We start from the raw sequence: 13106 nt of genomic DNA on the forward strand, positions 1-13106 counted from the left end.
AAAAGCTCGAAGAAACGGTTCGACTACAACTCGGTATATCGGAAATCCTGTTAACCCGCCTGAAGTAGAGGAGTGGAAGCGCCAACTATTGGAGAGAGTTCATGAGCGAACGAAAGGGATGACCACAGATGATTTAGCCCAACTCTCAAAACAAAACTGGCTATTTGAGAACACAGACTATGATCACCCCATGGACTTTGATGAATATCTTGAGTATCTTGATGAAGAGCCGCCAGAACAAGATCTCACTGACGACGATTTTGAGGTAGATCCTTCTTCCAGATCCACGACTACTGTTTAACTAAATCGTCACAGTTTGCCATCACGTACTATGGCCGCCTTCTAGATCTTCCGAATCAAGTTCTCCTCGAAGGTATCCTTGACCTCGCTCGGTGACAATATATAATCCGTCGTCAACCTTTTTGACTAATTGAGACTCAGATAGCCTTTTCAATCTCCTCGTCACGTAATGTCGAGAGTAGTCCGTATTGATGGCAAGAATCTTTGGTGATAAGATAAGGCCACTCTCTTCAAGGGTTTCTAGAATACGATCATCAGCTTGGGTCATCCAAGAAACCCTTGGACGGTGCATTATTGGTTAATCGTCTGGCCCTTCTATAGAATCACCGGTGAATATCTAAGATACCATCATCTGTTGATCTATGGAGCAACGTACGTTGAGGTAATTTTAAGTTGACCGTCCTCTACAGAGTGAGCAACGGAAGCACAAAAGCGGGCTCTATGCTCGTCATCCATGCCATTCGAGAATTGCGGACCCCGTGCTTGGGACACGGGTCCGCGTGGGCTTCCGTGACTACGCACGAAAGCCATGTTAACCGAAGCATCCGGGGCCTATCAATGCCCCGCACGACAGCGATCGCACCGCCGTCAACCGCTTTACTTTCACCGCCAAAATCGCCTCTATTTACCAACCGGTTACCGGTTAGTTTCACTTTCACTTCCACTGAGCCCGTCTGGCCCGGCCCTTTTACCAGCCGTATCCTCGCTCCGAATGGCTATGTCGGAGAAGACGGAGGTCCACATCGAAGACAAACTGGACCGCTGGCGATTCACGTGCCCCAATGGGCACCGTAGTTGGGAACCGACGAATCACCATTTCTGGTGTTCGAAGTGTGCGAGCGCCTACGGGGTGGACGGGGCATTTGACGAGCTGCGCGACCGCCGCGATGGGCAGATGTACGCCCGCGAGGAGGTGCGGCTCGTCTCGGAGTTCGGCCCCTTCGACGCCGATCTCGATGGAGGGACGAGAGCATGACGTGCCCCGATTGCGGAAGCGAGCACGTTCACCCGTCGGGTGGGTGCCCGTTCTGTCCTGAGTGTGGGTGGTCGAAGTGTGGGGGTGGCCGAGCGTGAGTGACCGCGTCGTCGAGCAGGTCGAAACCTGCGAGACCGACGGGTGTACCCGCGACGTCTACCCGGGCGAGTCGCTCTGTCTCGGCTGCTACCGGAAGACTATCCGGAGAACGCTATGAGCGGCGACCTGCAGTCCCTCCCGCCCGAAGAGGGCATCGAGCGGTTCATCCGGCACCGCGAGCCCTCGGTCCGGAAGAGCACGATCCGGAACGCGAAGACTCGGCTCCGGTTCTTCAACGACTGGTGCCAGGAACGAGGCATCGACGATCTCAATGACCTGACCGGGCGCGACCTAGCCGATTTCGTCGCTTGGCGACGGGGTGACATTGCGGCCCTGACCCTCCAGAAGCAACTGAGTACGATTCGGGAGGCCCTACGATACTGGGCCGACATTGAAGGCGTCGAGGAAGGGCTAGCGGAGAAGGTCCACGCGCCGGAACTGCCGGACGGAGCGGAAAGCCGCGACGTGCACATCTCGGCAGACAGAGCGCACCGAATTCTCGATTACCTCCACGATCACCATTACGCCAGCCGGGATCACGTCGTCTTCCTAATTCTGTGGAAAACGGCGATGCGCCGGTCAGCGCTCCGGTCAATCGACGTTGACGATCTTCGACCCGACGATAACGCGCTCGTACTTGAGCACCGCCCCGAGCAGGGAACGAAGCTCAAGAACGGGGAAGATGGTGAGCGGTGGGTCTACCTGGGACCAAGCGCCTACCAGCCCATTGACGACTACCTCGACAATCCCGACCGGTACGAGCGGACGGACGATTATGGGCGAGAACCGCTCATCACGTCGATGCACGGCCGGCCGACCGGGGACACGATCTACAGCTGGGTCAACAAACTGACCCACCCCTGTCGGATCGGTGGCTGTCCCCACGACGCTGACCCGTCCGACCCGTCGACCTGTTCGACTTCGATACAGGATGGAACCCGCGTGTTCGCCGCCGGTGGCTCGTGGAAGTGTTTTTCCTGAACGTTCGGCTCTGGATGACGGTCGAATCGAAAGTCGATGCCATCCGTTTCTGTATAGTGGAAGTTGTAGCAGTCGCGCTCGGTCCAGACGATGTCGAACCGGCCAGAGGAAGCAGAGTCGAATCCCTAACTAACCGTTACATTCAGCTCGAGGTGGGGATCGAGCCGACCACCGAGGTCGTGGCGCGTAACCAGTGGTTCGTGCTTGAGGAAGATGTCGCGAATTCGCTGGAGGGCCTCGTAGTCGATCGGCCCCGTGTTCCCGGTGAGATACGACATCCTTCAGGCGACCACGTTCCGTGCGTCGTAGAAGCTTATCGCTGCTTTCGCCAGGTAGAGATTCTTCTGGGCGGTCTGCCACGTCCGATGGTCTTCCCACCCCCCGTCGTCGTCTGGGTCGAGTTGCTGGGCGAGTTCTGCGGGAGACTCGACCTCGTATCTCGCCCTGATCTCGTTGACCGTCTGCTTCAGATCCTGTAGCGTCTCCACAAGTTCGTCTTCGGAGTACTCGTCGTACAGCGTCAGCACTTGCTGGTAGATGTACATCTGATCGTCGCGCTTGTATAGCGCACCCTGCCCGGCGTCGATCTTCTCGACGAGCCCAATCTCGGTGAGTTCGTTGAGTTCGTCACGGACCACTGGCTGACTCGCCCTGGCTTGTTCGGCTATCTCGGAGGCTGGCGTTGGTTCTGTCGTACGCTTGACGACGGCCTTGATCCGCTCACGCGTCGTCGTCTCACTCTTCCAGTCGCTAACCGCCGCCTCGTTCACATCGTCGTACTCCTCGTTTGGATCGTACTTCACGTGTTTTCGATGGTTACGTTTGTCTAGCTTCTCCAACAGTGGTGGCGCTGTATCTGCGACTGTGGGAGAGATGTACCACGTTGAGATAAGATATGGAACGAGGTGCAAATATATCTTTCGCGTGGCTTAAGATTTCTAGTGTCCATGGCGAGGAGCTCGATACCCACGAGTTCGAACTCCAGGGCCTCGTACTACGCTCGTTTTGGTACACGATTCGGAACGCCGAACTGGTCGAGTGGCGCGGCATCGAGATTAGGACGTTACCGACCGAGAAGGGTGTCATCGACTACGACCCAGGCGCTTCCAGCAGTGGATCTGATAATGACGAATCGTTCACGACACCTTCGGAACGACTGCGGAACGACGGTGGGCATACGTAGATGTCTTCGCATGGAACACGTCCTGAAATCTGGTCGGACTACAGCCCCAAAACGAGCTTCAATCTGACCCATCGATACAGCTGAGTCGGAATCAGGAATCAGACCGACCACATAATCCTCCTCCGAACGTCGGCGTCAATGGGGATTCTCAGAAGGGCCGGAGAACGTTCAGCTGACCGAAGCGTGAGTCCCGAAAAGCCAGCCGTGAAAGGTGATGGCCTCGACGACTGGCCTTCGTCGGTTGCCGGAAGGGTCACCAGCGCCGTCCGGCAGTTATACTCCCTCGTTTCGAACGGTTAACGTCACCACCATCTTGGTTAGGTTTGCTAACCGACTGTCTCGAAAAGCCCCGGCGCGATAGTAGGGGGGTCAAGGGGGATGGCTATCGATGGCCGGGGCGTCCCATGCCAGTACTTGTGCCGGTACTAGCGTGAGAATGGTTCGTTTCGGTGTATATATCTCCTGCGGGCCAATTATCAGTTATATCACTTCGAAGGCAGACGCGACCGACTCCCGTTCCACCCGATCGAACCAGTATGGTCTTGGTCGTCACGCCGCCGTTTACAGTCGTGAGCAGGACCGGAGACACGGCGGACGCGACGGCCGGGATTCGCCAGCGCCTCGGGCCCGTCGCGTTCCACTGTGTCGTCTGGTCGCTCGTCCTCGTCGTCCTCCTCCCCATCGTCTGGCCGGTGATGCTGTCGCTCAACGAGGTCCGCCCTGAGACGTTCTTCGACCGGGGACTCCGCTGGTGGCTGGACGGCGTCAGTTTCGGCGCGTTCCTGTACACGCTGTTCGCCACAGAGGTCCCGCGATATCTCTGGAACAGCGTGCTCGTGGCGACTGTCACCGGCGTCCTCAGTGCCGGCCTCGCCGCGACTGCCGCGTACGGCTACGACCGCTTCGACTTCGTCGGTCGTCGTGCTGCCATCGGGGCGCTCCTCCTCTTTCCGATGGTGCCGCCGACCATCGTCGCCATCCCGATCTATCTCCTCTTTCTCGAGACGCCCCTCTTCGACACCCACGTCGGACTCGTCGTCGCGTACGTCGCGTTCACGCTCCCGTTCACGACCTGGCTCCTGATCCCCTACGTCTCTCAGATTCCCGAGTGGCTGGAGGAGGCAGCGATGGTCGACGGGTCGACCCGGGTCGGCGCGTTCGGCAGGATATTCCTGCCGGTCGCTAAACCGGGGCTCGCGGCGGCGTTCGTGCTCGCCTGGATGCTCGCGTACAACGAGTTCCTGTTCGCCGTGTTGCTCATCGATACCCCCGCCAGGCGCACGCTCCCGGTGGGGCTCACCTTCGAAGCCGTCCCACCCGGCGTCGTCTCGGTGGTCGCCCCGATCCCGATGCTCGTGATCTTCGCCGTCCTCTGGTGGTTCTTCCTCCGTGGCGAGGTCAGACAGTACGGCAAGTGACGAGCTGAGACCTCGTTCGACGCACCGGTACGTACGGCATCGCCTGCGTCGGCATTACTCGGCCATTCTCACGGGGTTCTCGACGGGTGCAAGGGTCGAACCTGGAAACCTGCGCGACTGGGAGAAACCGAGCGCGACAGTTCCAGAGACCTCCAGTCAGCTTCGTGATTTCGTACGTCGCGATCACGTCGTGGCCACACGTCGGACACCATTCAGCACTGAGGTCGACTCCCGTTCCGCAGTGCCTGCATTCCACCACTGTCCCACTATCACTCTCCGCATCGACTAGAGGTGTACTTGACAGTAGTATTCGGCCATCGCCGTGGAAGCGGTGAACTGTACCGGCTGGGTGGTCCTGTCCTCGCCCACTCGACGGGTGAGCGGTGTCGCGGCTCGCCCGAGACGTGTGTGTCACGCTCGCACAACCGCTCAACGGTTAATCAACTCGCCGTCGTAATCCCAAACGAATGGCACCAGTATCGCGACGGAGGTTCCTCGCCGCCGCGGGCCTCGCGAGCCTCGCCGGCTGTTCCGAACTCCTCGGGTCCACGAGCGACGGCGCGGCGCCGTCGCCCTCGCCCGCCAGAGCGGAGACCGAGGGCGAGACTGTGTCACCGGGGTTGACCGTACCCACGCGGGACGAGCGACTGCCCCTGCCGATGTCGCCGGCCGACCTCCGCGACGCGTCCCAGTCCGGGGGCCCGTCCAAGGACGGCATTCCGTCGATAGACGACCCGAGATTCGTCGCCCCCGGCGCGGTCGACTTTCTCGACGCCGGCGACCCGGTCTTCGGCGTCGCGAGGGACGGGGTCGCGAAGGCCTATCCGCAGAAAATCCTCGTCGCCCACGAGATCGTCAACGACGAACTCGCCGGCATCCCGGTCAGCGTCACCTACTGTCCGCTCACGGGGACGGTCCAGGGGTTCGAACGCGGCGAGACCACCTTCGGCGTGTCGGGACGGCTCATCAACAACAACCTCGTGATGTACGACCGGGCGACCGAGACCTGGTGGCCCCAGATCCTCGCCACGTCGATCCCTGGCCCGTGGAACGAGGACCCGCCGATTCGGTCGCTGCGTGAGTTTCGACTTATCTGGACGACCTGGGGGCGGTGGCGCGACGCTCACCCCGAGACGGCGGTGCTCTCGACCGACACCGGCTACGCCGGGAACTACGCTCGTGACCCCTACGGCTCGTACAACCCCGCCGGCGGCTACTACCGGAACGCCAACCTGCTGTTCCCGGTGACGAACGACGACGACCGCTACGACCACAAGACGGTGTTCATGGGCGCACGGACGCCGGACGGCGCTGTGGCGGTCCGGAAGCGAACGCTGCGACAGGAGAAACTCGCGACTGGGACGCTCGGCGACACGCCAGTAATTGCCGTCTACGACCCGCGGTACGACACGGGCTACGTGTACCTGAATCCCGACGACCGACCGTACGAGTACGACGACGAGTCGGTCGTCAGCGCCGAGGGGATCGAACACCAGCCCGACGCCCTGCCGCTGAAGCGCGTTCACACGTTCGACGCTATGTGGTTCGCCTGGGCCGCTTACTACCCGGAGACGACCGTCTATGCTTGAGCACCCGTCCGTCTCCCGATTCACCGGCGCCGTCTCGCGAACGCGCACCGCGACCGGGATGGCGCTCCGTCGCCGGGACGCCCGCACCGTGTTCGCCTTCGTCACCGCCGGCTACCTGGCGGTGTACCTCTGGGCTATCGGCCACCTCGCGCCGGGACTGGGCGGCTTCGGCGTCACAGTCGTCTCCGATCCCCTGTCGGCGTTCTTCCGGCCAGCGCTCGGCCCTCTCTCGTTCACGCCGGTCGCCAGCGTCGCAGTCGGGCCGGTGACCTACCTCTTCTCGCTCAACTCGCTCGTCGGACTCGGCCTGGCAGCGCTGGTCGGACTGAACCTCTCCCTGACCTACCTCGCCTGGACCCAGCCCAGGGCCTGCGGCCTCGGCCAGTCCTCCACCGGAATCTTGGCGAGTCTGCCGGCGATCCTCTCAGGGACGGCCTGTTGTGGCCCAGTCGTCCTGATCGTCCTCGGTGTTCAGGCGTCCGGGGTGCTCCTGACAGCGTTTCAGTACCTGTTACCGGTCGCGGCTCTCTTGCTCGTCGGGAGTCTCGTCTTGATCGGGAGGCAAGTCGACCCGCGATAGCGCTAGAACCCTTCGAGCGCCACTGGGCGGGGATTCTCCAGTGGCGGATCTGGCGTGGGTGTCGTCCCCCCAGTCCCGATTCGGGTTGCCCTCAGAAGGTGATGATTTCGTAGTCGTCGTCGACGAGCGAGCGGATGCTCGGGTGACCGTCGTTCTCGTCGACCTGGACGACGCCGGCGTCCTGAATCGCGTCGTCGACGCCGAAGGCCCCGGCACAGAACTCACACGCCGAGGCTTCGTCCTCTACCGCGGCGTAGACGTCGTGATAGTCGTGGTCCTCGTCCTCGAGTTCCGGGACCCACTGGGTTCCCGCGCCGTCGAATATGAGTTCGACTTCGTCTCCGTCTGCCTCGGCGAACTCCCTGGCAGCTTCGAGTCCGTTGAGGACGCGACCGTTGTCTGCGTGCGAATCCATACCGGCGAGAATGACGATTGCTGCTTTTGCCATAGCGACTCGGGATTGGCGTTCCGACTGTAAATGCCGGACGCGGCTATGTGTCGTTCGCGCGATTGCGAAGACTCTGCCGGGGCCGATTTCCGCCGGCCTGGGTCCGGTGCTGTGGCACTGGGACCGCAGTAGCGAGACCCCCGGACTAGTGACTGTGGTCGTGGTGGCTGCTCCCACCGGCGCTGAACTGTCCCGAGAATGCGCGCTGGACGACCTCGGGGAGCGCCGGGTGGATGTGCACCGATTCGCGGATGTCCCGGACGGTCCCGGACCCGGCCTGCATCGCGACGACGACTTCCTGGATCAGTGACGAGGCGTTCGGGCCGATGATGTGGCAGCCGAGTATCTCGCCGTCGAGGTCGACGAGTACTTTCACGAACCCCTCCGCCTTCATGGCCTTACCACGGGCGGTGTCCCCGTACCGATAGACGTTCGTCGCGAACTCCGCGTCCGCCGTTCGGAGATCCTTTTCGTGTGCGCCGACGCCGGCGACCTCCGGCGAGGCGAAGACGGCGTAGGGGATCGCCGTGTAGTCGACCGGCTCCGGTTCGTCCCGGAAGATGTTCCGGGCCACCGCCCTGGCCTCGTGGTTGGCGTTGTGTTTCAGGAGGTACTCGCCGACGACGTCGCCGAGTGCCCAGACGCCGTCCGCGGTCGTCCGCAGGTACTCGTCCGTCTCGACGAAGCCCTGGGCGTCGGTCTCGATGCCTGCCGCGGCCACGTTCAGCGTATCTGTGTTCGGGACCCGTCCGGTCGCCAACAAGAGATCGTCACCGGTGACGGTCACGGCGTCGTCCGAATCGGATCCCTCGGCACCGGCAGCCGGCTCGGGCGGATACGGTCGCGCCTCCACGCGAATTCCGTCCGATGACTGGTCTACGGCGACCACCTCGTACCCCGTGTAGAGGTCGAACCGATCGGCGTAGCGCTCGGTGAACGCCTCGCCGACCTCCTCGTCGGTCTCCGGGAGCAGGTGCGGCCGCCGTCCGACGATCGAGACGTCGCTGCCGAACGTCTCGAAGAAGTGACCGAGCTCCGCGGCAATGTAGCCGCCGCCGACGATCACTAGCCTGTCCGGTACCTCCCGCAACTGGAGTGCCTCAGTGCTCGTGAGGTAGTCGACGTCCTCGATCCCCTCGACGTCCGGAATCAACGGGCGCGTCCCGGCGGCGACGAGTACCGTCTCCGCCCTGATCTGCGTCCCGTCGTCAGCACCGCCCGAGATCTCGACCGTGCGCTCGTCGACGAACCGCGCCTCGCCCTGGAACAGCGAATGCTGGGGCGAGGAGGCCAGTCCATTCTGGATCGACGAGGCGCTCTCCGCGACCTCCTCGGTGACTTCGTCGACGATCCTGGCGAAGTCGACGTCCGTCACCTCGGCATCTATCTTGAACTCGTCGGCGCGTTCGATGGTCTCGACGACCTCGGCGTGGTACAGCAGCCTCTTCGAGGGGATGCACCCGCGGTTGAGACAGGTCCCGCCGAGCGGGCCTTTCTCGACGACGGCGACAGATTGCCCCTGGTTGACGGCGACGTTCGCCACGTCCAGACCGGAGCCACTACCGATGACGAGAAAATCGAACTCCTCCATGGGCGATAGTCGGGCGCGAGACACAAAGCGAACGGGTTGTTGTGGGGTGACCGTACACATTCGCTAGCCTGGGCTGGAGCGCCCGGACGACATCGGGTCCCGGGAAACTGAGGTCGAGCGAGTGGCTCGGGTGCCCTGCCGCCACAGACGGCCCACCCTTATCCTCGCTGGCGGCGTACTCCCTGCAATGAGTCACGTGAACTTACAGCATGGGCCTGTCCAGCTCCAGAACCCCGTGTTCGTCGAGGGGCTCCCGGGGCTCGGGCTCGTCGGCAAGCTCGCGACCGACCACCTCGTCGATCAGCTCGAGATGTCCTATTACGCCGGCGTCGAGTGTCCGAGCCTGCCGGCCGCCGCGAGCTACCGCGGTGGGACCCACGAGACCCTCCCGCCGGTGCGCATCTACCTCGACGGGCACCACGACCTCCTGGCGCTCCAGGCCGACGTCGCGGTCTCACCGCAGGTCGTCACCGACTTCGCGTCCTGTCTCACCGGCTTTCTCGTCGACCACAATGCCTTCCCGGTGTACGCGAGCGGTATCTCGACCGGTGGTGACCCCGACGACGACCGGTCATTGGTCGGTATCGCGACCGGGACGGGCCGACAGGTGCTCACCGACCACGGCATCGACCCGCCGCGGGCGGACGGGCTCTGGCAGGGACCGACGGGCGCACTGCTGGACGCCGCGCGCCGACGGGACCTCGCTGCACTCGGGTTGATAGTCGAGGCCGATCCGGAGCTACCGGACCCGGAAGCGGCGTGTACGCTGATCGAAGACGGAATCGCGCCGATCCTGGGAACCACGATCGACGTCGACCCGCTCCGCGAACAGGCCGCGGCGATACGCGAGGAACGGCGATCCCTCGCGGACCAGATGCGAGAGCCCGAGGCCGACGAGAGCTCCAGGGTCGAGTCGCTCGGGATGTACCACTAAACCCGGCCCCGCGGCCGAGACAGCTACGGCAGACTACGAGGACGCCGCCTCCGGCCGAATGGGCCATCTGGACCACCGTCCCCGGTCATGCTCGGACGGTACACAGCCGCCGGGCAGTCATCACGGAGTCGGCGACTACTAACCGCTACTCGATGTCCACCACGACCACTTCCGAGCATGGTGAATCGGAACAGCGGGCGCGGCTCTCCGACGTCCCACCGAGCGCCAAACTGGTCCACTGGGACCTGGAACGCAACGGCCCGGCGACGCAGGGCCAGCTGTCCGAGCGGACCCTGCTGTCCCAGCGCACGGTTCGCTCGGCTCTCGACGCGCTCGAGGACGCAGAACTCGTGGTGAAAGAGGTCTACATTCCCGACGCGCGAAAGAAAGTGTACCACGCAGCGCCGGTCCGGACGGCCTGATGGCACTCGCTCCGTCGGCGTCGCAACGCTGCCAGTCCCTGACTCTGCTCGCGGTGTGAACTTCGCGGTGAGGTGTAGGTTACGTTTCGTTATTTACAATCGGCATGCGAACTGGCTGGCATGGCCGAAGATATTGACACGAACGAGTACGACGTCGTGGTCGTCGGTGGCGGCCCCGCTGGCATGACCGCGGCCCTGTACGCGACTAGACTGGGACATCGGACGGCGCTCGTCAACCGCGGCGGCGGTCGCGCGGCGATGATGCAGGAGGTCCACAACCTCCTCGGCGTTCCGGAGGAGACCAGCGGCGCTGAGTTTCTCGGAATCGGGACCGAGCAACTGGAGGAGTACGGCTGTGACATCCACAGGGACGTCATTACCTCCTGCGAGAGCGGGGACGACGACGGCATCCGGCTGTTCGGCAACGAAATCGCGTACGACGCGGAGTACGTCGTTCTGGCGACGGGGTTCAACGACATCCGCCCGGACCCGCCGCTCCCACGCACTGGTCGTGGGCTCCACTACTGCCTCCACTGTGACGCCCACATGTTCGTCGACAAGTCGGTGTACGTGATGGGCCACGGCGAGAGCACCGCCCACGTCGCGGCGATCATGCTGAACTTCACCGACGAGGTAGACGTGCTCACGCGCGGTGACGACCCGACCTGGAGCGACGAGACGGCAGAGATGCTGGCAGACCATCCGATCGACGTGATCCCCGACGAGGTCACGGGCGTCCAGAACGGCGAGGACGGGTGGCTGAAAGCCCTCGAATTCGAAGACGACACGGTTCGGGAGTACCGGGGCGGCTTCGCGATGTACGGGGCGGAGTACAACAACGGCCTCGCGCGGGAACTGGGCTGTGCGATCAACGACGACGGCACCGTCGAGGTGGACGACCACGGCCGGACGTCGGTCGACGCCGTCTACGCCGTCGGCGACCTGACGCCCGGTCACAACCAGATCCCGATCGCCCTCGGCGACGGCGCGAAGGCGGGCATCTCCGTCCACTGGAACCTCCGGGACTTTCCGCGCGACCCGGACCTGGTCGCCGAACAGGGACCGGTCCGCGACGACGAGGTACCCGGCATCCCCGACGAACTCCTCGAACAGGCCGTCTCGTTCCACACGTACGAGTGAGCGCCTCCCGTGATCGAGTGACTGCACTCGATCTGGGCACAGGTAGCGGATCCTCGTGATGCGTGACCAGATCGAACATCTCGAACGGATCACGCCCGCCGAAGACGTGGCAGGACCGGTCGTGCACGCCCGTCGCCCTGCCCCCATCGTTTAGCCACGGCACGAGAAACGCAACGCTGTACTCGTGGCACTCTCGGAACCACTGATCGTCGTTCTCGTGCTCGTCGTCCTCTTCGCGGGCGCTCTCAACGGCGTCGCCGGCTTCGGCTTCGCCATCGTGGGGACGATGACGCTGGCGACGATTATCGACCCTGCAGCAGCGGTCGTCTTCATGATCTTGCCGATTCTGGCGGTCAACCTCGCGCTGGTCAGGGATCTCACGGCACCGGAGTTACGGACCTGTGGGGAACGCTTCGCGCCGCTCATCCTCGCGGCGCTGGTCGGCACGGTCGTCGGCCTGGTGGTCCTCCAGCGCGTTCCGGCCGCCCCGCTGAAGGTTGGCCTCGGGCTGGTGTCGCTGGCCTTCGTCGCGAGCGTCCAGGACGTCGTTCCGATGCCGGGCCTCTCACGGGCGAAGGAGGGCTGCTTCGTCGAGAGTCCGCTGGCGATGGTCGGCGTCGGCGGGGTCTCCGGTCTCCTCTTCGGCGGGACGAACGTCGGCGTCCAGTTTATCGCCTATCTGCGGAGCTGTGACCTCTCCCACGGGCTGTTCGTCGGCGTCGTCGCGATGGTGTTTCTCGGCCTCAACGGCGTTCGCGTGGTCGCCGCCGGCGCGCTCGGTCTGTATCCGAACCTGGCGTTCGTGGGGGCGTCCATGGCCGCGGCGATTCCCGCGGTCGGTGGCGTCGTCGTCGGCACACGGTTCCGAGACCGGATCGGCGACCGTCAGCGCCAGCTGCTCGTGCTGGGCTTGCTCACCGTCATCGGCGTCCGGCTCGTCGTAAGTGGACTCTGAGCGCTCACGCAGTAGATCTGCTGGTCACGGTCGTTGAGTTCAGGCCATCAGTCGCCGATGCTCCGGTTTCATACACCGGTCCTGGACTACCCGTCGCCCGGACTCTTCCGCCCGCGCGACGGCGTCGTCGTCGTGGATGCCGAGCTGGAGCCACACGACGTCGGCGTCGTCGCGTGACAGCACCTCGTCGACGATGCCGGCGACCTCGTCGCTCGGTCTGAACACGTCGACGATATCGACGTCTTCCGCGACCTCGGCGAGCGAATCGTACGCGGGCCGGTTGAGCACGTCGTCGGCGTGGGGGTTCACCGGGACGATCTCGTAGCCCTGCGCCTGGAGGTACTTCGGAATCTCGTGGGCGTCTTTTCCCGGCGTCGACGAACAGCCGACGACGGCCACGGTCTCCGCCCGGAGGATCGATCGCAGTTCGGTATCGGATTCGACGGGCATACGGTCACTACGCCGCTGGCGGCCAAAAGCCCGCCGTCGC

17 protein-coding genes and 1 pseudogene are annotated in these 13106 nt (G+C 63.4%); 12 read left to right on the top strand and 6 right to left on the bottom strand.

Annotated elements, in window-relative coordinates:
- Positions 1 to 301: hypothetical protein (locus AC5FRV_RS19335; RefSeq protein WP_493562727.1), on the top strand; the 301-nt coding region annotated here is incomplete at its 5' end.
- Between the two features lie 21 nt (positions 302 to 322).
- On the opposite strand, the gene AC5FRV_RS19340 is transcribed toward AC5FRV_RS19335, so the two are convergent.
- Positions 323 to 592: a winged helix-turn-helix domain-containing protein gene (locus AC5FRV_RS19340; protein WP_493562728.1), complete on the bottom strand. Its 270-nt coding sequence runs from the start codon at positions 590 to 592 to the stop codon at positions 323 to 325.
- A gap of 426 nt (positions 593 to 1018) precedes the next feature.
- On the opposite strand from AC5FRV_RS19340, the gene AC5FRV_RS19345 reads away from it, so the two are divergent.
- The 3 genes from AC5FRV_RS19345 (at position 1019) to AC5FRV_RS19355 (ending at position 2356) form a co-directional block, all read left to right on the top strand.
- On the top strand, positions 1019 to 1276 hold the full coding sequence (locus AC5FRV_RS19345) for a hypothetical protein (RefSeq protein WP_493562729.1): 258 nt from the start codon (positions 1019 to 1021) through the stop codon (positions 1274 to 1276).
- Positions 1277 to 1370: 94 nt separating this feature from the next.
- Positions 1371 to 1493 carry a hypothetical protein gene (locus AC5FRV_RS19350; RefSeq protein WP_493562730.1) on the top strand — a complete coding sequence of 41 codons (123 nt, stop codon included), beginning with the start codon at positions 1371 to 1373 and terminating at the stop codon, positions 1491 to 1493.
- Positions 1490 to 2356 (top strand): tyrosine-type recombinase/integrase, encoded by an 867-nt coding sequence (locus tag AC5FRV_RS19355; RefSeq protein ID WP_493562731.1) that lies wholly within the window; start codon positions 1490 to 1492, stop codon positions 2354 to 2356. The genes AC5FRV_RS19350 and AC5FRV_RS19355 overlap by 4 nt, the downstream gene beginning before the upstream one ends.
- Here AC5FRV_RS19355 and AC5FRV_RS19360 read toward each other — a convergent pair.
- Both AC5FRV_RS19360 and AC5FRV_RS19365 read right to left on the bottom strand, forming a co-directional pair.
- Positions 2344 to 2448 (bottom strand): annotated as a pseudogene (locus AC5FRV_RS19360) (hypothetical protein); the annotation flags it as partial. The gene AC5FRV_RS19355 and the pseudogene AC5FRV_RS19360 sit on opposite strands and share 13 nt — an antisense overlap.
- Positions 2449 to 2637: 189 nt before the next feature.
- Complete coding sequence (locus tag AC5FRV_RS19365) at positions 2638 to 3159, bottom strand: winged helix-turn-helix domain-containing protein (RefSeq protein WP_493562732.1); 522 nt, start codon at positions 3157 to 3159, stop codon at positions 2638 to 2640.
- Positions 3160 to 3251: 92 nt separating this feature from the next.
- Here AC5FRV_RS19365 and AC5FRV_RS19370 point away from each other — a divergent pair, with 92 nt between their 5' ends.
- From AC5FRV_RS19370 to AC5FRV_RS19385, 4 genes are all read left to right on the top strand, one after another.
- The gene (locus AC5FRV_RS19370) at positions 3252 to 3539 is read left to right on the top strand and encodes a hypothetical protein (protein WP_493562733.1); all 288 of its coding nucleotides are present in this window, start codon (positions 3252 to 3254) and stop codon (positions 3537 to 3539) included.
- A 569-nt stretch (positions 3540 to 4108) separates the two neighbouring features.
- Complete coding sequence (locus tag AC5FRV_RS19375; protein WP_493562734.1) at positions 4109 to 4957, top strand: carbohydrate ABC transporter permease; 849 nt, start codon at positions 4109 to 4111, stop codon at positions 4955 to 4957.
- A gap of 467 nt (positions 4958 to 5424) precedes the next feature.
- Positions 5425 to 6546, top strand: coding sequence for a DUF3179 domain-containing protein (locus AC5FRV_RS19380; protein WP_493562735.1), 1122 nt, complete (start codon positions 5425 to 5427; stop codon positions 6544 to 6546).
- On the top strand, positions 6539 to 7126 hold the full coding sequence (locus AC5FRV_RS19385; RefSeq protein WP_493562736.1) for a hypothetical protein: 588 nt from the start codon (positions 6539 to 6541) through the stop codon (positions 7124 to 7126). The genes AC5FRV_RS19380 and AC5FRV_RS19385 overlap by 8 nt, the downstream gene beginning before the upstream one ends.
- Positions 7127 to 7217: 91 nt before the next feature.
- Here the strand turns inward: AC5FRV_RS19385 and AC5FRV_RS19390 are convergent, their stop codons facing one another.
- Positions 7218 to 7574 carry a DsrE family protein gene (locus AC5FRV_RS19390; protein ID WP_493562737.1) on the bottom strand — a complete coding sequence of 119 codons (357 nt, stop codon included), beginning with the start codon at positions 7572 to 7574 and terminating at the stop codon, positions 7218 to 7220.
- 145 nt (positions 7575 to 7719) lie between these two features.
- Positions 7720 to 9165, bottom strand: a complete 1446-nt coding sequence (locus tag AC5FRV_RS19395; RefSeq protein WP_493562738.1) for a dihydrolipoyl dehydrogenase — start codon at positions 9163 to 9165, stop codon at positions 7720 to 7722.
- A 187-nt stretch (positions 9166 to 9352) separates the two neighbouring features.
- Between AC5FRV_RS19395 and AC5FRV_RS19400 the strand changes: the two genes are divergently transcribed.
- From AC5FRV_RS19400 to AC5FRV_RS19415, 4 genes are all read left to right on the top strand, one after another.
- A complete protein-coding gene (locus tag AC5FRV_RS19400; protein ID WP_493562739.1) occupies positions 9353 to 10099 on the top strand; it encodes a proteasome assembly chaperone family protein in 747 nt (248 codons plus the stop codon).
- A gap of 152 nt (positions 10100 to 10251) precedes the next feature.
- Complete coding sequence (locus AC5FRV_RS19405) at positions 10252 to 10521, top strand: MarR family transcriptional regulator (protein WP_493562740.1); 270 nt, start codon at positions 10252 to 10254, stop codon at positions 10519 to 10521.
- Positions 10522 to 10641: 120 nt separating this feature from the next.
- Positions 10642 to 11661, top strand: coding sequence for an NAD(P)/FAD-dependent oxidoreductase (locus AC5FRV_RS19410; RefSeq protein WP_493562741.1), 1020 nt, complete (start codon positions 10642 to 10644; stop codon positions 11659 to 11661).
- 184 nt (positions 11662 to 11845) lie between these two features.
- Complete coding sequence (locus AC5FRV_RS19415) at positions 11846 to 12616, top strand: TSUP family transporter (RefSeq protein ID WP_493562742.1); 771 nt, start codon at positions 11846 to 11848, stop codon at positions 12614 to 12616.
- A gap of 39 nt (positions 12617 to 12655) precedes the next feature.
- Here AC5FRV_RS19415 and AC5FRV_RS19420 read toward each other — a convergent pair whose 3' ends face one another.
- Complete coding sequence (locus AC5FRV_RS19420) at positions 12656 to 13066, bottom strand: CoA-binding protein (RefSeq protein WP_493562743.1); 411 nt, start codon at positions 13064 to 13066, stop codon at positions 12656 to 12658.
- Positions 13067 to 13106: the final 40 nt, after the last annotated feature.

Source organism: Halomicrobium sp. HArcel3, assembly GCF_058933135.1.